The organism is Arsenophonus sp. PmNCSU2021_1 (assembly GCF_036919435.1).
GTDB classification, from domain to species: Bacteria; Pseudomonadota; Gammaproteobacteria; order Enterobacterales; family Enterobacteriaceae; genus Arsenophonus; species Arsenophonus nilaparvatae.
Genome location: NZ_JAZHPL010000004.1, coordinates 289,033 through 307,595, shown reverse-complemented (window position 1 = coordinate 307,595; position 18,563 = coordinate 289,033). Strand labels below are relative to the sequence as shown.

Below are 18,563 nucleotides of genomic sequence, written 5' to 3'. Positions count from 1 at the left end.
CTAAAGCAAGCCTTATCATTTAAAAATTCGGAGATTTTTCATCCATCATAAGCAGTTGCTGAACCAACTCAATACAGCGTAAAAAACGCTCATCATAATTAGGCGAATCAACCACCACAAATTCCACTTGATTTTCAATCAGTAGTTCAATCAATAAATTTTGAAATGTTATACGTTCCTCATCACTACCCAAACTGCGTAATCCATCAGCAACCCATGGGGTATTATTTTCTAATAAAATAACCAGATCAAAACGATATTCATCAATTAATGCTTGCACAAAAGGATGTGGTTTCCCCTCATATCGTTTACAAAAAGCTTGGGTGGTAATGAAATCAGTATCGATAAAGGCAACTTTATTAGCATATTTAACGGCAAAATCAATATATTTTGCATGACCCAATGCTATCTTGTTATAGTCAGAATATTGTAACGCCATCTCATCGCCACCTAAATGAGAGAAAACATAATCACGACCATATTCCCATGCACTGGTGGTGTTAAAAATATTCGCAAGCTTATTAACTAAAGTCGATTTACCACTTGATTCCCCACCTAATATGGCTACCTTACGCACAAAAAATGGTTTTACTTCCGTTGGAATATATTCCCAATACCGAAATGGCGCTTGCCTAATTTGATTGCCACTAATATTCATAAATGTGCGCTCAGGATCAATAAGCACCACTTCTGCACCAAGATATTTTTTATAATGCGCAATATCATCCACTTCGCCAGAATAAATAAATTGTGGTTGAATATTCTTTGCCATTAAAAATTTTTTCATTCCTTCGCTCCATACTTGCCAGCCATGTGGGTATGGTTCTATGCCTTGCTCATCAAAGGAATGAATATAAATATTTTTTTGATATTTGAAAGTTTGTAATAACCATCGTAGCCGATCGCTTACTATCGGTTGCTGTGACATCGAACTATCGATAAAAAGCACCCGATCACGAGGTTCATCATGACAAAGAATGACATATAATTCATCAACTTGACTACACGCACGCTGTATCAGGTAAATATGGCCTGTATGCAATGGATAAAACTTACCAAATACCACACCAATACGTTTAGGCTTTAATGGATATTCAATATTTAAAAAACGATGCAATGCGGCAATTTTGCGCGCGCTAGGATTATTAATTTTTTCATTAATTAATTGGCTTAAATAACCTTTTGTCATGCCGCAAGCAGTCGCAATCTGTTGTAAAGTACAACCTGTTTGTTTAATAGCCTGTTTCAAATAATCAAACTGTTTCATCGCTTCTCCGGTTAATCAAAGTTTTCCATAACCGTTAATGCCTCTGACAGTTTTTTCACACCAAATAACTGCATATTGAGTAATGGTTTTTTGGGCACATTAGCATAAGGAACAATCGCTCGTTTAAAACCATGTTTTGCCGCCTCAATAATCCGCTCTTGGCCACTAGGTACTGGACGGATTTCACCCGCCAATCCAACCTCACCAAAAACCACAACATCACGCGGCAATGGACGATTACGGAAACTGGATACTAAAGAAAAGAGTAAAGCAAGATCAGCACTGGTTTCCGTCACTTTAACCCCACCAACAACATTAACAAAAACATCTTGATCCGACATCTGTAATCCACCATGCCGATGCAAAATAGCCAGCAAAATCGCTAATCGATTCTGCTCTAAACCGACAGCAACGCGTCGCGGATTAGCTAGCATTGAATAGTCCACTAGCGCCTGAATTTCCACCAGCAATGGTCGCGTTCCTTCCCAAACAACCATCACCGAGCTGCCCGAAGTGATCTCTTCTGCTCTACTGAGAAAAATAGCCGATGGGTTACTCACTTCCTTTAACCCTTTTTCTGTCATGGCAAATACACCCAGTTCATTAACCGCACCAAATCGATTTTTATGACTTCTTAAGGTACGAAATCGTGAATCTGCTTCACCATCGAGCATTATCGAACAGTCAATGCAGTGTTCAAGCACTTTCGGGCCGGCCAAAGAACCATCTTTTGTGACATGCCCTACCATGATAATGGCGATCCCTCGTGTTTTGGCAAATCGGGTAAGATAAGCCGCAGTTTCTCGGACTTGTGCCACACTACCAGGTGATGACTGTATATCCGCGATATGCATGACCTGAATAGAATCAATCACCATCAATTTTGGCTGTTCCTGCTCTGCAATCAAACAAATCTGCTCAATACTGGTTTCAGATAACATATTGAGATTATCGGACGGTAACCCTAATCGATGCGCTCGCATCGCCACTTGCTGTAAAGACTCCTCACCGGTGACGTATAAAGTTTTCATCTGTGATGAAAGCCGACACATAGTTTGCAAAAGCAATGTACTTTTACCAGCACCTGGGTTACCACCAATTAAAATCGCGCTACCAGGTACCACACCACCACCGAGAACACGGTCAAATTCTTTGAAATCAGTAGAAAAACGTGGCAATGCTTCTAAACTAATGGCAGACAATTTCTGTACTTGGTTACCTGTAGCACTACCAGCATAACCATTAAGGCGTTCTGCTCGCGAAGTAGAACTGGCAGCTAATCTTACCTCGGTGATCGTATTCCAGGTATGACAAGCGATACATTGGCCTTGCCAGCGTGGATAATCTGCATCACATTCATTACAGACAAATGCTCTTTTTATTGCTTTTGCCACCGTTATTGCCTCTTTTATTTATTGATTTGATCGTTAACGCTCTTCATGCTTTAAGCCACCACTTAAAACACAAAGTACACCCATCAAATCTGCATGTTGAATCGCTACTTTTGCCCTGGCCTGTACTTTAGATTTAGCATGATAAGCAATACCCAATCCCGCCTTACGGATCATTTTTACATCATTTGCGCCATCACCAATAGCAACGGTTTGCTCGATTGGAATAGAGAATTGTCTAGCTAATTTTATTAAGGTTTGTGCTTTGACTTTAGCATCCACAATGTTGCCATTCACCTTACCGGTCAATTTGTTATCTTTAATTTCAAGTTTGTTAGCCACCGCAGCGGTTAATTTTAATTTTTCCTTCAAATAATTAGTAAAAAAATTAAATCCACCTGAAACAATAACAACATGCCAATCAAATGCCTGCAACTTACGGACAAGACTGGTTAAGCCTGGTGTCAGTGGCATATGCTCTAATACACTTTGCAAAATTTGCATGTCGGCTCCAGCAAGTAACTTAACCCGAGCTTTTAAACTTTCACTAAAATCAATTTCCCCTTGCATTGCGCGTTCTGTAATTTCAGCAACCTGCTGGCCAACTCCCGCCAAACGAGCAATTTCATCAATGCATTCGATCTGAATTGCCGTTGAATCCATATCCATCACCAACAAGCCTGGCACACGTAAACGGGGAATATTACCCAGCGGTACAACATCTAAACCACACTCTTCAGCTATTTTCTTTATTTTTGCGCTTAAGCTACCCGCGATACGAACGACTTGATAATCATCAATACGCCAAGAAGAAACAATCACAATCGCATTACCAGAGCGTTGTTGAAATTGACTGATACGTTGCTTATTCAGTCCTCGTCCATAAAGCAACCAACCACTATCTCCAGCCCGATAATCCAAAGGCATAACCTCTTCACCACTTAGTGAAAGCGGTAATCCAGGCCATTTTTGGATCTCATTAGGCAAATAACAATAGGTTAAACTCGTCGACATTAATTCATACTCCTGTCATCCAATCACAACAATTAGCCAACAAAAAAACGGCTTTTCAAACTATCCTATCATCTTAACCTCTGGCAATATGATAATGAACTAAGTTTAAAAGAGCCGATTATGATTAAAACGAAATTAAAGTTTCGATTACATAAAACTGTTATCATTTTAATTTGCCTCTTCTTACTCATTATTCTAATCCAAAAGGTTAGTTATTTTAGTAAGTTACATCAGAAAATCAGAGTCGAGCAGTTTAAAGAATTGGCTCATACACATGCTGAACAAGTTGCTTTTAGCTTATCCAATTATATACAAAGTGATGGTAAGAATTTTAATAATAAACAGATCCTGGCCATTCTTAACCAATTAACTATTAATGAACATATTCTCGATGCAAGTGTTTATCTTAATGATGGAACCAAAATTCAGCATGCAGGTGAAAAAGTTGCTTTACGAGAGCGATTATCCCTTAATCACCCTCCATGCCACAACTATGTTAACTATCAATTGGTTGTTCCAATCTTCGATACCAAAAAACCAAAAGGCTTTTTACGTTTAACCATTGATGCTCATCAATTTAGTATAGGATCTAAACAAATAGATAATATGGCTAATTTATTAAGGATTATGTTACTTTTAGCACTCACTATCGGTTTTGTTCTGGCTAATATTTTATCTAAATCAATTTCAATACACTGGCCAAAGTTACCTTTTTTATCAATAAGCAATAGTCGCTCGGCAAACAATCAGCAAAAGAAATAAAAATTGCTAAAAAGAAAGCAGATTAAAATCTGCTTTCTTGCTTGATTTAAATTTAATGATTTATTTTTAATCCAGTAATAATACTGATTCTAACGCAATTTCAACCATCTCATTAAATGTCGTTTGCCGTTCTGCTGAAGTTGTCTTTTCGCCTCGACGAATATGATCAGAAACCGTACAAATAGTTAGTGCTTTGACACCATATTCCGCCGCAATGCTATACATACCAGCAGCTTCCATTTCCACCCCCAAAATGCCATATTTTTCCATTGTATCAAACACTTGCATTTGAGGCGTATAAAAAAGATCAGTAGAAAAAATATTACCTACCAGAACGTTGAAATTCTTTGCTTTAGCCGCAGTTACAGCATTATGAACCAGCTGATAATCCGCAATAGCCGCAAAATCATTATCATCAAATTTTAGTCGATTAACTTTAGAATCGGTGCATGCTCCCAGGCCGATAATAATATCGCGTAACTTTACTTGATGGCTAATAGCGCCACAGGATCCTACTCGTATTATTGTTTTAACACCAAAGTCAGTAATTAGCTCTTTCATGTAAATTGAACAGGAAGGGATCCCCATACCATGCCCCATCACAGAAATGCTACGACCTTGATAATTACCAGTAAAACCTAACATACCACGAACATCATTTACCTGACGGCTGTCGGTCAAATAATTTTCTGCAATATGTTTTGCGCGTAGAGGATCGCCTGGCATCAGCATAACTTCCGCAAAATCGCCCATCTCAGCATTAATATGTGGGGTGGCCATAAATAAATTTCCTTTTATTACTTATCGATAAAATCGGGAATATGAACAAATATTTCCCATCATACTTAAAATAGCGTTTTGCCATATGCCATTGGCGATAAACCAAAGTATTGCGCAACGGTTTGACCAATATCAGCAAAGGTCTGTCGATGACCTAGTGCCCCAGGTTTTACTTTCGGACCATAAATTAAAATAGGAATATTTTCCCGCGTATGATCAGTTCCTAGCCAGGTCGGGTCACAACCATGATCTGCGGTAATAATCAAAACATCCTCATTCTCAATTAATGCCAGCATTTCAGGTAAAAGACTATCAAATAACTCTAGTCCTGCCGCATAACCCGCAACATCACGACGATGTCCATATGAAGAATCAAAATCAACAAAATTAGTAAACACAATGGTATTGTCGGCCGCTTTTTTGATCTCCTCAAGGCTTGCCGCAAATAGCGCTTCAATACCGGTTGCTTTCACTTGCTTAGTAATACCGACATTGGCATAAATATCTGCAATTTTGCCAATTGAAACCACCTGGCCGGCTTTTTCTTCAACCAGCTTTTGCAGGATGGTTGGTGCAGGTGGTTCAACTGAATAATCTCGACGATTACCGGTACGCTGAAAACAGCCAGCTTTATTGCCGATAAAAGGACGAGCAATAACACGTCCAATATTATAAGCACCTTCATCTAGCGTCTTTCTCGCTATTTCACAAAGCTGATAAAGATTTTTAACCCCAAAAGTCTCTTCATGACATGCTATCTGAAAGACTGAATCGGCTGAAGTATAGAAAATAGGTTTACCTGTTTTCATATGCTCTTCACCTAATTGATCCAAGATCACCGTGCCTGACGAGTGACAATTTCCCAGATAACCGGGCAAATTAGCCGCTTCAACTAACATATCCAATAATCGTTGCGGAAAACTATTTTTTTGCTGTTTAAAATATCCCCATTCAAATAAAACCGGTACCCCGGCGATCTCCCAATGACCTGATGGGGTATCTTTGCCGGAAGATAACTCACTCGCATAACCATAAGCACCGATAATCTCAGCGTCTTCATCCAGGCCGATTGGAAATGCTCCTGATGACCCCTCAGCGGCTTTTGCTAACCCTAAACGCGATAAATTGGGCAAAAAGAGTTTACCTTTACGACCCTTATCAGCCTTCCCTTGCGCACAAGCGGCCGCAATATGGCCTAAAGTATTCGCCCCAGCATCACCATATCTATCCGCATCCGGCGTAGCGCCAATACCAAAAGAATCAAGCACCATAATGAATACACGTTTCATAACTACCCTTGGTTAGTCCAAATTCAATTAATCCATTATTAAACAAAAAATAACGCATTCCATAATTCGAGCTCATAATAACTATTTACTATCGTCAATAAATACAAAATACTAATCGATGCTATTATCTAAAAATTTCTTTTATTAACAATCATTTTCATAGATTATTAAAATAGACATTTTCATTTTTCTGCCAGCCAATAATTACTGAAACAGTGCATAAAAAGATCAATAAAAATTAATAGTCGCCAGTAAAATTATCTATTGGGCATCCTAATGTATTTAATAGACTAGACAATAAGCTTGACGCTCCAAAACGAAAATGACGAATATTTACCCATTCTTTTCCCATGATTCGATCGGCTAAAACCAGATATTGGGCAGCTTCTTCTACCGTACGAACGCCACCTGCCACCTTACAACCCACCTGACTAGCAACGTCCATATCTCGAATAACTTTAAGTATAATTTCAACATTCTCTAGGGTGGCATTTATCGCAACCTTACCCGTTGATGTCTTAACAAAATCAGCGCCGGCAGCAATAGCAATTTCTGTTGCCTGTCGAATAAAATCAGGCTGTTTTAATTCACCGGCTTCAATAATAACTTTCAGTAAGACACCTTTCGGTAGACAAACTTCTTTACACGCTTTAACCAGGTCAAAACCAATTTGCTTATTACCGGTTATTAATGCTCGATAGGGAAAAACAACATCAACTTCGTCTGCCCCATAAGCAATAGCAGCTTGTGTTTCAGCTGTAGCAATCGCAACATCATAACCACCAAATGGAAAATTAGTTACCGTGGCAATGCGAATATTCGGGGTTTTTTGTTCGGTTAGTATCTTACGTGCTAATGGAATAAAGCGAGGATAAATACATATCGCGGCAGCATTTCCTTGTGCAGTCTTGGCTTGATGGCATAAAATCTTCACTTTTTCATCAGTATCGTCATCATTTAGCAGAGTTAAATCCATCAAATTTAATGCGCGTTGTGCAGCAAGTTTTAATTCCATCATATAATTCTCAAAGCTACTGACATTATTGCTTTAGCGATTAAACAATCGTTCAATGTTTAATATACCAAGCAGATTAAGTTACATAGTCGCTAACGATAAAAAGAAGCCAGCAATAGTGGCACTCATCAAATTAGATAACGAACCGGCTAATATCGCTTTCAAACCTAATCGAGCAACATCTTTACGACGGTTCGGGGCAATTCCACCTAAACCACCCAGTAATATGGCTACTGACGCTAAATTAGCAAAACCACACAATGCAAAAGAGATTATGGCTTTAGTATGTTCAGAAAGTACTTGCTTACCGGCGGCAATAACTTCACTATCAGGTTTTAAGTATTCGCCAAAATTCATATAAGCAACAAATTCATTGACCACTAACTTTTGCCCAATAAAAGAACCAGCAATTGTCGCTTCATGCCAGGGTATACCAATCAAATAGGCAATTGGTGCAAAGATCCAGCCTAAGATCAATTCCAATGATAAGCCTGGTATATGGATCCAGCCACCAATCACCGACAAAATACCGTTAAGTAACGCTATTAATGCAACAAATGCCAGCAACATCGCACCGACATTTAGAGCGAGTTGCATGCCGGAAGAAGCGCCAGTGGCGGCAGCATCAATAATGTTAACTGGGCGTTCTTCGCCGCTCGCCACACTGACCATATTCACTGCATCGTGAGTTTTCTCTGTCTCCGGTACCATCAATTTGGCAAATAACAATCCCCCTGGTGCTGCCATAAAAGATGCTGCGATCAAATATTCCATTGGCACCCCCATTTGCGCATAGCCGGCCAATACCGAGCCAGCAACCGAAGCTAATCCACCACACATAACAGCAAATAACTCAGAGTTTGTCATGGTGGCAATATAGGGTCTGACAACCAAAGGCGCCTCTGTATGACCGACAAAAATATTAGCGGTCGCTGATAGTGACTCAGTACGTGAGGTGCCTAATATCCATTGCAAAAGTCCACCTAAGATTTTGATAAAAAACTGCATAATACCAAGATAATAAAGTACGGCTATCAATGACGAGAAGAAAACAATGACCGGTAAGACACGTAAGGCAAAAATAAAACCACCACCGCCAAACAGTTCAAACATTTTATTAGAGACTAAACCACCAAAGACAAAATCCATGCCAACTTGTCCATAACCAATCACACTAGAGACTGCATCTGATACAGTTTCCAAAGTGCGGCGACCGGCAGGGATATAAAGAACAAATGCGCCAATTGCCATTTGAATAACAAAAGCACCAAATACGGTACGGAATTTAATTGCCCGACGGTTACTGGAAAAAATGATAGCGATGAAAATCAATACTACCATCCCTAGCAGGCTCATAATGAGTTGCATGAATAATATCCCTGTGTATTATATAACAAATGAAAATTTATATAGTTTAAAAAATAAACTGCCAGTTTAATGCGCAGACATTATAACGATTTCGCATTAATAACTGACAGTCGGTATCACAAATAATCATAACGAAAAATCACGAAAAAATAAATTTTGCGACACATATCACTTACGAAAAGCGATATTGCCGGCAAAAATTATCTAAAAAATACCATAATTATAATTAAATAACTTATTGGTATGATTATTTAGCCATATTAGTCTGCTCTTTTTTAATATTAAAGAGTTGCAAACTATTGTTATAAAGCTGTGTTGCAATTTCCTCTGCTGACTCTTGCCGAAGGTTACATAGTGCCTCAAATACCAAACCTATTCTTTCAGGACGATTAACCTGCCCCTGAAATCCAGCTAATGGCATATCAGGGGCATCAGTTTCAAGTACTAATGACGACAGCGGCAATTGCGCAGCTACTGCTCTGGTTTTCTTAGCCCGTTGATAGGTGATAACGCCACCAATACCGATAAAATAACCTAAACGGATAAAAGCATTAGCTTGCGACAAACTGCCAGCAAATCCATGAATTACCCCCTTTTTCGGCACGTCAAATCGTCTTAATAAAGCAGCTAGTTGATCATGACTTTTACGCGAATGAAGAATAACCGGTAAATCATACTGTTTAGCCAGCTGTAATTGCTGGATCAGCAATGCTTGTTGTTGCTTAACCGCAGCATTAGTAACAAAATAATCTAAACCTATTTCACCAATAGCAACACATTTATTGCTGTTTTGCTGCAATAATGCCACTAATTTAGCAAAATGATCAAGTAAAAAATCTGCAATATACAAAGGATAAAAACCCAATGCAGCATATAAATGCGGATATTGTTGTGCCAGTGAATATACTCGCTCAAAATTCTCAATACCAACCGTCGGGACAATGATATCAGTCACGCCAGCTTTCACCGCGCGCGAAAAGCTATCTTCAATATCATGGATAAAAGGAGGAAAATCAAAATGACAATGGGTGTCAACGAACATCAATGGCTAATCCTTCATCACCTGATTTTGGTTCTTCATCTTGTTGATTCGAAATTATCTCCGCAGACAAAGATGCCGGATTAGCAAACTGATTATTTTCAATAGAATACGGGTAAGATGCTAAATTATCATTAGAAAAATAGTGTTTTAAACTAGTTAAAAAATAGCTGCCACATTGACGCCCAATATGATAATCAGTCTCTAAGGTTGAAGCACGGCTACCTAATGCACAACTCATTAAAGGTTTCGGTGGATAAATTTCAAAAATTTGGATACCTGGTGGTGGTGGCGCAGCAATAAATTTTTGTGTCTGTTGATAGCTTTTAATATGTACTTTTATCATCTTAGCCATCCGCCGTATATTGCGGTGTTCCAACCAGCGAGTCATCCTCTTTAACCATTCAGATGTATAATAAATTCCCGAAGGAACCGTTCTAATTACCACAATTGTTTTTGCCCCACGACGATAAGCTTCTTCAACAGGAATTGAAGCCGTTATACCACCATCATGATAAAGCTCCCCATTAAATACTGCTCCCTGGCGATAAAAGCCGGGGATAGCACTTGACGCCCGAATAATATCTAGCCAACTATCTTGTGTTGGTTGAAAATAAACCGGACTAAAATCCTCGTAGCGACAAGCACTGATTAAAAATTGACGCCCGCTGTCTAAGTAAGATAATCCAGTAGAGAAATCAAGGGGTAATTCACGGGAGGTAATATCAATTAGCCAATCTAAATCAATCATATGGCCACCACGAATAAAACGTAGTGGATTAAAAAATTGAGATTTAGTGGTATAATCAGTGATCACCTTACGGGCATAACCACTCTGTTGGCAAAGATAGGCCGATAAATTCTGTGCGCCTGCCGATGTCCCTATCATGATGTTAAATGGGTTGAAACCAACACGGAGAAATTCATCCAATACACCGGCGGTAAAAATACCACGCTGTCCACCCCCCTCACAGACTAATGCTATTTTACCGAGGTCAAATGCATTATCCTCGAAGGCTAAAGGCTCAATATTACCCAATGTGACTGATAGTAGACCCTCTAAATACAATCTGCTATTCAAAATCTACTATTGGGTTTAATAGTGAGATTTTTAGCGGCTTAAAAATTTGGGAGAAACCAATAAATACAGCAATTGAAAAATAGTCATACCCCCACTAATAACAAGTGAGGGTAATGTAATAAAAAATCAATATGCCATAAATTAATGCTCTCGCGTTTTGCAGAACCGAATTTCAGGGTAGCGTTCGCGGGTTAGATTAAGATTTACCATCGTTGGGGCAATATAACTGAGGTTATCTCCACCATCTAAAGCCAGGTTTTGTTCATTTTTACGTTTGAACTCTTCTAATTTTTTTACGTCATCACATTCGATCCAACGTGCGGTTGACACATTTACTGACTCATAAATAGCTTCAACATTATATTCACTCTTCAAGCGCGCTACCACCACATCAAACTGAAGCACACCAACAGCACCAACAATAAGATCATTATTGGCCAAAGGACGAAATACCTGAACCGCACCCTCTTCGGATAACTGAACCAATCCTTTAAGTAACTGTTTCTGCTTTAACGGATCACGTAAACGGATGCGTTTGAATAGTTCAGGCGCAAAATTAGGAATACCGGTAAATTTTAACACTTCTCCCTGGGTAAAAGTATCACCAATCTGAATAGTGCCATGATTATGCAAGCCAATGATATCACCTGGAAACGCTTCTTCAACATGGGAACGATCACCGGCCATAAAAGTAAGCGCATCTGAAATAACCACCTCTTTTTTATTTCGTACCTGATAAAGTTTCATACTCTTTTGATAACAACCTGACACAATCCGCAAAAAAGCCACCCGATCACGATGTTTGGGATCCATATTGGCTTGTATTTTGAACACAAAACCAGAAAATTTTTCTTCCTCGGCATTAACGATACGACTATCAGCCTGCCGAGGCATAGGAGTTGGCGCCCAATTGACCAAACCATCTAACATATGATCAACACCAAAGTTACCTAAAGCGGTGCCAAAAAAGACGGGTGTTAACTTGCCTTGTAAAAATGCGTCTAAATTGAATTCATGAGAAGCACCCTTTACTAGTTCAAGCTCTTCTCGTAGCTGAGCAGCAAAATCGTCTCCAATAACTTTGTCCAATTCGGTATTATTTAATCCTTTAATAACAACAACGTCTTGAATAGCATGCCCTTGCCCACTCTGGTATAAAATAGTTTCATCACGATAAAGATGATAAATCCCTTTAAATAACTTGCCACAACCAATTGGCCAGGTAATCGGGCTACAAGCGATACTCAATTCACTTTCAACCTCATCCATTAATTCCATTGGATCGCAAATATCGCGATCCAATTTGTTCATAAAGGTTAAAATAGGTGTATCACGTAACCGTGTTACTTCCATCAATTTACGCGTACGATCTTCAACGCCTTTAGCTGCATCAATCACCATCAAACAACAATCGACCGCCGTTAAGGTCCGATAAGTATCTTCCGAAAAATCCTCATGCCCTGGGGTATCAAGCAAATTAATCAAGCAATTTTGGTAAGGAAATTGCATTACCGAAGTGGTAATCGAGATCCCGCGCTGTTTTTCCATTTCCATCCAGTCAGATTTTGCATGTTGATTCGAACCACGCCCCTTCACTGTGCCCGCTTTTTGAATAGCTTGGCCAAACAACAGTACTTTTTCTGTGATCGTGGTTTTCCCTGCATCAGGGTGAGAAATGATAGCAAAGGTTCTGCGCCGCGCTATTTTCTGACAAAAATTATTCTCTTTCATTATAACTACACAACATGATGTATAAAAAATTGGCAAAAATTCTACACTGACAAAGCCATTTTGAAAACAATTATTAACTCATTAAAAAATATTTTTTAGTTAGCCGATAAAATTAAATATAAAAAAAGTAAAGAAAATTGTTTTTAACTAAATATAGATTATTTAATTAAATCAGAAAATCTATTACTGATTATATTAAAGTCACTAATTAAAATATTTATTAGAATAAACAAGACGATTAAATGAAAAATTTTTACATAATATGTCAGATATTAACATATTACTCTTATAATACATATGATTAATAGCTATTAAGAATAATTTTAATAAATAAACGATTAATATTATTACCAAATGGTGTTCTTTACTATTTTATTTTATAAGCCTCTTTTTGCTAATATTTGTGCATGATTGACATAAATTTGAGGGACATCATATTTATTTGAAACAAATCCAGCAATTTGATTAACGATATCAAAATGATCCATATTATAATCATCACGGATTAATTTACCTAACCGCATACTATAACGTCCTACAAGCCCATCATTTTCTTTTACAAAAAGTTTATTCAACTGTCGCAATGGTAGATGAGAAATATCAAACATATTTATTCCTATATCAAGCAATGAATTTTTAATAAAACTACCGTATGAATAGTAATGCACGCCATTAACAACCTCATCACCTTCCCCTCCCCCTCCCCATTCTGTTGGCAAACCTTGCGGATATTTTTTATTAAATTCATTGACCACTTTTGTCGTCAATGATTCTAATGCCTTGACACCGTCTTGCGGTTTCAATGTACCCGATGACAAAAGAGAAATAAATTTGAAAAATACTTCAGCAGTAGTAGTAACTAATCTTTCTGCTAACATGCCTGGTAGCAAAATTTTTCTAAGCAGATCAGCGATTTCAGAACCATAATTGACTCCATTCATTGTTGTTACTGAAGCAATACTGGCTGGATAATTTGCAGCAACATAACGTGCATATAAAGCCCCTTGACTATGAGCAATCAAGTTGACTTTTTCACAGCCTGCTTTTCTTTTGATCTCATCGATGAATTCCCAAAGTTGCTCTCCATTTACTTCATTTGAATTAGCTCCAGACAACGTAGGTATATATACATTATAACCTTGTTCTTGCAATCGACTTTCAATAGAAAAAAAATATGGATAGCCAGCTATTCTATCGAAACCCAAAAATCCATGAACTAAAATAATAGGATATTTCGTCGACATAATCTCTCCTTATTAAGGTAGTTTAATATTAAAAATAGATTCTAATACTTTATAAAAATAATTAATTACAAAATAGGATTATCACATTAGACAATTTATGCTGATAAAAGGTAAGCTAAATAATATTATATAACAAGCAACTTAAACTCACTGGTATAAAAATTTAAATTAATATTTGATAAGTTAATATTATTTATGAAAGTGAATAATATAAATGTAATCATTACCTAATAAAAATATGAAATAATATAAAAATGCCATCAATTTAAGATGGCATTGAAAAAATTTTTCAAAAAAAGGTAATTAATTTAATAACAGCAAACAAGATAAATCATCACCATAATTAAGTTTATCAATTAACTCATCAAGCTGTTGGTGTAAATTAAAAGTATGCTGAGTTACGGTCGAATAATGACAAAACATTAATTGAATACTCTCCATTGACACCTCAATATCATAAGCTGACTGGACAGACAATAATGTTTTAATATAAAAATAATCAACAATATAATAGTAAGGTGATCGTAAACTCTTTTTTAAATTATATAAGCCAAATTTTTCATTATATATTCGATAAAGAAAATAGTTCTTTAATACATATGGTTCAGCTAAGCAACTAGTTGATAGAATTTTTTGCCATTCACTATCCAGTTTTTCCCAATTAACCGCCATATTTTCATTTAGCGATTCTGACTCTAAATCAAAAAAATGCATAGTTTTGCTAAAAGCGGGTAATAAATAATGTTTAGAGCGAGCGGTGGTAGTAAAAAAACGTGACATAATCAATAATACACGAGTTTCGCACCAATAAAAAAACGCTCTATTTTTAAGTTTAATTCAGCATAATATATAAATAGATAAAACCTTATAAATCAAATACAACTTATTGTAATTTAAGAAAATTCATGTGTTTTAGTAACTTGCAGATTGATCATTGCTTTTAAGCCATTTCTAGAATTTTATATGCCTGTGCGAAACTCGTGTAATAAAGAAAACTTTAATTGATGCCCCACTGAGGATGTTAGCTGTTTTCTCTGTTGATATATTTCTCCATTAATTAATCCTTCCACTAATGACATAAATATATTTTCAACTTTTGGATAATTTGCTTCTATTTGACACGAGTTTCGCAATCTCCAAAAAAGAAGTATAAATTTAAAAACAAGAAAAAATCAGGGTGTTCATATTTTGTCGGGTTATCCATGTATTAAAGATATCTATAAAACATTCTTACAAGTAAGCAGTTTAAGATACTCTGGTTTAGCGTTATCAGAAGTAAGCCCATCGCCTTTATCTCATGACACTGTTAGCCGATGGCTAAAAAGTAGATGTTTTAGACCTACACGAGTTTCGCACCAATAAAAAAACGCTCTATTTTTAAGTTTAATTCAGCATAATATATAAATAGAAAAAATCTCATAAATTAAAAATAACTTATTGTAATTTAACTAAATTTATACGTCTTAGCAAGTTACAGATTAATTATTGTTCTGAAGCCATTTCTAGAATTTTATATGCCCGTGCGAAACTCGTGACCTAAAGACCTATGGCGATTAGTTGAACCTTCTATAGACAAAAAAGCCCTTGCGTACTAATTGCCGATGATACATTGATTGCCAAAACACGTAGTAAAAAAATAGAGATGGTCCATTATCAATATTCAGGTAATGAACATGAGGTTATTGCTGGCATAGGTTTAGTTAATTTGCTTTGGCATGATCTGACGAAGGTTGAATCAATTCCTATCAATTATCGTATTTATGATAAAGATTCTGATGGAAAAACAAAAAACACGCACTTTTCCGAAATGCTCACTCTTGCTAAAAAAAGAGGGATCATACCAGAAGCCGTAGTGATGGATGCTTGGTATTCTAGCCTGGATAACCTGAAATCAATTCGCTCTCATGGTTGGATCTGGGTAAACACGCTGAGGAAAAATAGGATTGTTAACCATAACAAACAACTGAACAAGTTAGACATCTCAGAAGAAGGAACGTCAATACACTTGCGAGGATATGGTTGGGTAACCGTTTTCAAATTTACAGCCAAAAACGGCCGTATTGATTACATAGTAACAAACAAAGAGAATCCCACCCGTCAATACCTCAAATCTATCATGGATGCCCGTTGGTCTGTTGAAGTTTATCATCGAGAAGTTAAACAAAACTGTGGTATTGAACGCTGTCAGACTCGCACGAGCCGAGCGCAAAGAAATCATATTTTTCTCGCTATTTCTGCGTGGTTTGAACAACATAAACGTCGTATATCTGAAAAAATAACCCTTTATCAACAAAATTGGGACGTAATCAAAAGTGCTATTACTGAGCAAATCCGTGTTTTATTAGCGTACCCAAATTAGTTTTGTGCGAAACTCGTGTTTGATAATCAATTGATTGTAAAAACACAATAAACTGCGTAAGCGCATAAAGATTATCTTCAATAAAAGGACTTTCAGCCATAATTAAATAACTACAAAATAGCTGTATAATTTGATGCTCTTGCGTCATTACTCTACTTTGATCAATAACTCGCTTTTCAGTAATTCTAACTTTTTCAATCACCGTGTTCTCTTCATCACGAGTTTCGCACGGGCATATAAAATTCTAGAAATGGCTTCAGAACAATAATTAATCTGTAACTTGCTAAGACGTATAAATTTACTTAAATTACAATAAGTTATTTTTAATTTATGAGATTTTTTCTATTTATATATTATGCTGAATTAAACTTAAAAATAGAGCGTTTTTTTATTGGTGCGAAACTCGTGTTCATATTTCATCGAATCCGGCTGAAATAACACTAAACGAACTACCTCTGGGCAAGAAAAACTCAACGAATGTTGCGTATAACCATCAAATTGCGTTTTTAATCTCGGATAAGTCTGGCAAGTGTAACTCAATGCGCTGGGTCCTAACGTTTTGTAAATCCGACACAATTTGTCACCACCAAAAAATGGACATTTGTCATCTTTATCAAGTGCAATAAAAGAGTACTTTTTAGTACCACTACCTTTAGGATATTTAATCAGATGTTTATCAGTGATCTCTTTGATCTCAATTTGATGGCCAGTTTTATATTTTTTATAAGTATTCTTATCAATGTTAATCGTCCAACCACGACAACAATGAGACAAACACTGATCACCTATACATTTAAATTTTTTATAAAAAAGCGGGATAATTTCTCTATGTTCACGAGTTTCGCACAGGCCTATAAAATTCTAGAAATGGCTTAAAAGTAATGATTAATCTGCAAGTTACTGAAATGCATAAATTTACTTAATTTACAATAAGTTATATTTAATTTATAAGGTTTTATCTATTTACATATTATGCTGAATTAAACTTAAAAATAGAGCGTTTTTTTATTGGTGCGAAACTCGTGTATGTTGTTTCATTACAAATAGGCCTATTAAGCGAATATTGGTACACAAATTACCACTCAATAGCGCCTATCAATGGTACTATTATCGAATCTAAACTATTTTTTTTATCTTAATTAAGTATTTAAATTTATAAGGCAGGCATACTATCAGGCAAAATAGTTAACGCCATAACCACTGCATCTTCACGTTTTTTTTCCGCCGGATAATAATTTTTTCTTATTGTGACAATATGAAAACCCAGTTTTTCATATAGCTGAATTGCCGCATGATTTGATTGCCGGACTTCCAACCACAAAGTTTTGATATTTTTGGTTGCCAAATGTTCGATCAAATAGCGTAGTAAACACTCACCATAACCTTGTCCTTGATAATCAGGATGAATAGCAATATTAAAGAGGGCTGCCTCATCAAGCAAATATTGTGTGATGACGAAACCAACCAATTGATTTTCAAGACTGATTTTTAAATTAATATATTGCTTTCCTTGATTACTGTAGAATACCTTTTCACTCCACGGAAAAGCATGACTGATGTTTTCAATAGCAAAAGCAGAGACTAAATCAGTTTGTTCTAAATTCGAAATTATTTTCATGCTGGCATATTTGCGCCCACAAAGCGCGTTTTGACTGAGGATCAGAATAAATTTCTGGCAATGGTAAAGTATGAATAACCCATGTTTTTGAACTAACAGGTAATTGTTTGCCTATGATCCAGCAAGGCCAAAGAATTTCTTTTGGTAACAGCGATACCTCTTTAGTTAATAAACAGCATACCTGACGACTGTCTATCATCATCGCTCGTAAAATATCTTTGACAAAAAGGTTACCTAAATCAATGCGTTCATCAGCGATGATAATTAATTGGGTAGCGTCAGGAATACACACTGCATGTTCACCACGCAGTAGCGCAGGATCGCGTAATGTCCATTGCACAATTCCCATCTGCTTTAGTAATTGATCTCTAATCGTCATCAAACTACTCCACCACAATATATACCAAGCCACCATATCAAACCGAGTCATATAAATCAAAATAATAACATTGCAAAACCTAGCAATATAAACACAATTACTCTTTCTCTCTAACTATATTTATTTGTTGAATCTAAACTGCAAATAAATAGGGTAAATAGACAAATTATTAAGTTATCAAGAAACAATATGATCACTAAATAGTAGATAACAAGTAACCATTGGA

General features: G+C 36.6%; 19 protein-coding genes and 1 pseudogene. 3 read left to right on the top strand and 17 right to left on the bottom strand.

Annotated elements, in window-relative coordinates:
- Positions 1-19 precede the first annotated feature (19 nt).
- From nadR to serB, 3 genes are read right to left on the bottom strand one after another with little or no spacing between them, the layout of a single operon-like run.
- A complete protein-coding gene (gene nadR, locus V3224_RS06090; RefSeq protein WP_334469310.1) occupies positions 20-1,267 on the bottom strand; it encodes a multifunctional transcriptional regulator/nicotinamide-nucleotide adenylyltransferase/ribosylnicotinamide kinase NadR in 1,248 nt (415 codons plus the stop codon).
- 11 nt (positions 1,268-1,278) lie between these two features.
- Complete coding sequence (gene radA, locus V3224_RS06085; RefSeq protein ID WP_334469308.1) at positions 1,279-2,661, bottom strand: DNA repair protein RadA; 1,383 nt, start codon at positions 2,659-2,661, stop codon at positions 1,279-1,281.
- Positions 2,662-2,694: 33 nt separating this feature from the next.
- Entirely contained in the window at positions 2,695-3,672 is a 978-nt protein-coding gene (gene serB / locus V3224_RS06080) for a phosphoserine phosphatase (RefSeq protein WP_334469306.1), read from the bottom strand.
- Positions 3,673-3,792: 120 nt separating this feature from the next.
- On the opposite strand from serB, the gene V3224_RS06075 reads away from it, so the two are divergent.
- A complete protein-coding gene (locus tag V3224_RS06075) occupies positions 3,793-4,434 on the top strand; it encodes an AhpA/YtjB family protein (protein ID WP_032115064.1) in 642 nt (213 codons plus the stop codon).
- 66 nt (positions 4,435-4,500) lie between these two features.
- On the opposite strand, the gene deoD is transcribed toward V3224_RS06075, so the two are convergent.
- The 10 genes from deoD to V3224_RS06025 form a co-directional block, all read right to left on the bottom strand.
- The gene (gene deoD, locus V3224_RS06070) at positions 4,501-5,214 is read right to left on the bottom strand and encodes a purine-nucleoside phosphorylase (protein WP_334469304.1); all 714 of its coding nucleotides are present in this window, start codon (positions 5,212-5,214) and stop codon (positions 4,501-4,503) included.
- A 65-nt stretch (positions 5,215-5,279) separates the two neighbouring features.
- Positions 5,280-6,503, bottom strand: coding sequence for a phosphopentomutase (gene deoB / locus V3224_RS06065; RefSeq protein WP_334469302.1), 1,224 nt, complete (start codon positions 6,501-6,503; stop codon positions 5,280-5,282).
- Positions 6,504-6,741: 238 nt separating this feature from the next.
- Positions 6,742-7,521, bottom strand: a complete 780-nt coding sequence (deoC, locus tag V3224_RS06060; RefSeq protein ID WP_334469300.1) for a deoxyribose-phosphate aldolase — start codon at positions 7,519-7,521, stop codon at positions 6,742-6,744.
- 78 nt (positions 7,522-7,599) lie between these two features.
- Positions 7,600-8,886 carry a NupC/NupG family nucleoside CNT transporter gene (locus V3224_RS06055; RefSeq protein ID WP_334469298.1) on the bottom strand — a complete coding sequence of 429 codons (1,287 nt, stop codon included), beginning with the start codon at positions 8,884-8,886 and terminating at the stop codon, positions 7,600-7,602.
- Between the two features lie 247 nt (positions 8,887-9,133).
- Positions 9,134-9,928 (bottom strand): TatD family hydrolase, encoded by a 795-nt coding sequence (locus V3224_RS06050; RefSeq protein ID WP_334469296.1) that lies wholly within the window; start codon positions 9,926-9,928, stop codon positions 9,134-9,136.
- Positions 9,918-10,994, bottom strand: a complete 1,077-nt coding sequence (locus V3224_RS06045; RefSeq protein WP_442889941.1) for a patatin-like phospholipase family protein — start codon at positions 10,992-10,994, stop codon at positions 9,918-9,920. Before V3224_RS06045 ends, V3224_RS06050 begins: the two co-directional genes overlap by 11 nt.
- Before the next feature lie 153 nt (positions 10,995-11,147).
- Positions 11,148-12,737, bottom strand: a complete 1,590-nt coding sequence (gene prfC / locus V3224_RS06040; RefSeq protein ID WP_334469293.1) for a peptide chain release factor 3 — start codon at positions 12,735-12,737, stop codon at positions 11,148-11,150.
- Positions 12,738-13,114: 377 nt separating this feature from the next.
- Positions 13,115-13,981 carry an esterase/lipase family protein gene (locus V3224_RS06035; RefSeq protein WP_334469291.1) on the bottom strand — a complete coding sequence of 289 codons (867 nt, stop codon included), beginning with the start codon at positions 13,979-13,981 and terminating at the stop codon, positions 13,115-13,117.
- A gap of 303 nt (positions 13,982-14,284) precedes the next feature.
- Entirely contained in the window at positions 14,285-14,761 is a 477-nt protein-coding gene (locus tag V3224_RS06030) for a hypothetical protein (RefSeq protein ID WP_334469289.1), read from the bottom strand.
- A 179-nt stretch (positions 14,762-14,940) separates the two neighbouring features.
- Positions 14,941-15,114 (bottom strand): hypothetical protein, encoded by a 174-nt coding sequence (locus tag V3224_RS06025; protein WP_334469288.1) that lies wholly within the window; start codon positions 15,112-15,114, stop codon positions 14,941-14,943.
- 55 nt (positions 15,115-15,169) lie between these two features.
- Here V3224_RS06025 and V3224_RS06020 point away from each other — a divergent pair, with 55 nt between their 5' ends.
- The gene (locus tag V3224_RS06020) at positions 15,170-15,343 is read left to right on the top strand and encodes a hypothetical protein (RefSeq protein ID WP_334469286.1); all 174 of its coding nucleotides are present in this window, start codon (positions 15,170-15,172) and stop codon (positions 15,341-15,343) included.
- Positions 15,344-15,516: 173 nt separating this feature from the next.
- Positions 15,517-16,340, top strand: a pseudogene (locus V3224_RS06015) (IS701 family transposase); the annotation flags it as partial.
- On the opposite strand, the gene V3224_RS06010 reads toward V3224_RS06015, so the two are convergent.
- From V3224_RS06010 to V3224_RS05995, 4 genes are all read right to left on the bottom strand, one after another.
- Entirely contained in the window at positions 16,300-16,542 is a 243-nt protein-coding gene (locus V3224_RS06010) for a hypothetical protein (RefSeq protein WP_334469284.1), read from the bottom strand. The pseudogene V3224_RS06015 and the gene V3224_RS06010 sit on opposite strands and share 41 nt — an antisense overlap.
- A 167-nt stretch (positions 16,543-16,709) precedes the next feature.
- The gene (gene fliB / locus V3224_RS06005) at positions 16,710-17,159 is read right to left on the bottom strand and encodes a flagellin lysine-N-methylase (RefSeq protein WP_334470322.1); all 450 of its coding nucleotides are present in this window, start codon (positions 17,157-17,159) and stop codon (positions 16,710-16,712) included.
- Positions 17,160-17,493: 334 nt separating this feature from the next.
- Positions 17,494-17,958 carry a ribosomal protein S18-alanine N-acetyltransferase gene (gene rimI / locus V3224_RS06000; protein ID WP_334469282.1) on the bottom strand — a complete coding sequence of 155 codons (465 nt, stop codon included), beginning with the start codon at positions 17,956-17,958 and terminating at the stop codon, positions 17,494-17,496.
- Entirely contained in the window at positions 17,927-18,337 is a 411-nt protein-coding gene (locus tag V3224_RS05995; RefSeq protein ID WP_310510235.1) for a DNA polymerase III subunit psi, read from the bottom strand. Before V3224_RS05995 ends, rimI begins: the two co-directional genes overlap by 32 nt.
- Between the last annotated feature and the right edge of the window lie 226 nt (positions 18,338-18,563).

Excerpts from the sequence above, each read along its gene's own strand:
- nadR (WP_334469310.1), bottom strand. The coding sequence starts at position 1,267 with ATGAAACAGTTTGATTATTTGAAACAGGCTATTAAACAAACAGGTTGT.
- serB (WP_334469306.1), bottom strand. The coding sequence starts at position 3,672 with ATGTCGACGAGTTTAACCTATTGTTATTTGCCTAATGAGATCCAAAAA.
- V3224_RS06075 (WP_032115064.1), top strand. The coding sequence starts at position 3,793 with ATGATTAAAACGAAATTAAAGTTTCGATTACATAAAACTGTTATCATT.
- deoD (WP_334469304.1), bottom strand. The coding sequence starts at position 5,214 with ATGGCCACCCCACATATTAATGCTGAGATGGGCGATTTTGCGGAAGTT.
- deoB (WP_334469302.1), bottom strand. The coding sequence starts at position 6,503 with ATGAAACGTGTATTCATTATGGTGCTTGATTCTTTTGGTATTGGCGCT.
- deoC (WP_334469300.1), bottom strand. The coding sequence starts at position 7,521 with ATGATGGAATTAAAACTTGCTGCACAACGCGCATTAAATTTGATGGAT.
- V3224_RS06055 (WP_334469298.1), bottom strand. The coding sequence starts at position 8,886 with ATGCAACTCATTATGAGCCTGCTAGGGATGGTAGTATTGATTTTCATC.
- V3224_RS06050 (WP_334469296.1), bottom strand. The coding sequence starts at position 9,928 with ATGTTCGTTGACACCCATTGTCATTTTGATTTTCCTCCTTTTATCCAT.
- prfC (WP_334469293.1), bottom strand. The coding sequence starts at position 12,737 with ATGAAAGAGAATAATTTTTGTCAGAAAATAGCGCGGCGCAGAACCTTT.
- V3224_RS06035 (WP_334469291.1), bottom strand. The coding sequence starts at position 13,981 with ATGTCGACGAAATATCCTATTATTTTAGTTCATGGATTTTTGGGTTTC.
- V3224_RS06030 (WP_334469289.1), bottom strand. The coding sequence starts at position 14,761 with ATGTCACGTTTTTTTACTACCACCGCTCGCTCTAAACATTATTTATTA.
- rimI (WP_334469282.1), bottom strand. The coding sequence starts at position 17,958 with ATGAAAATAATTTCGAATTTAGAACAAACTGATTTAGTCTCTGCTTTT.
- V3224_RS05995 (WP_310510235.1), bottom strand. The coding sequence starts at position 18,337 with ATGACGATTAGAGATCAATTACTAAAGCAGATGGGAATTGTGCAATGG.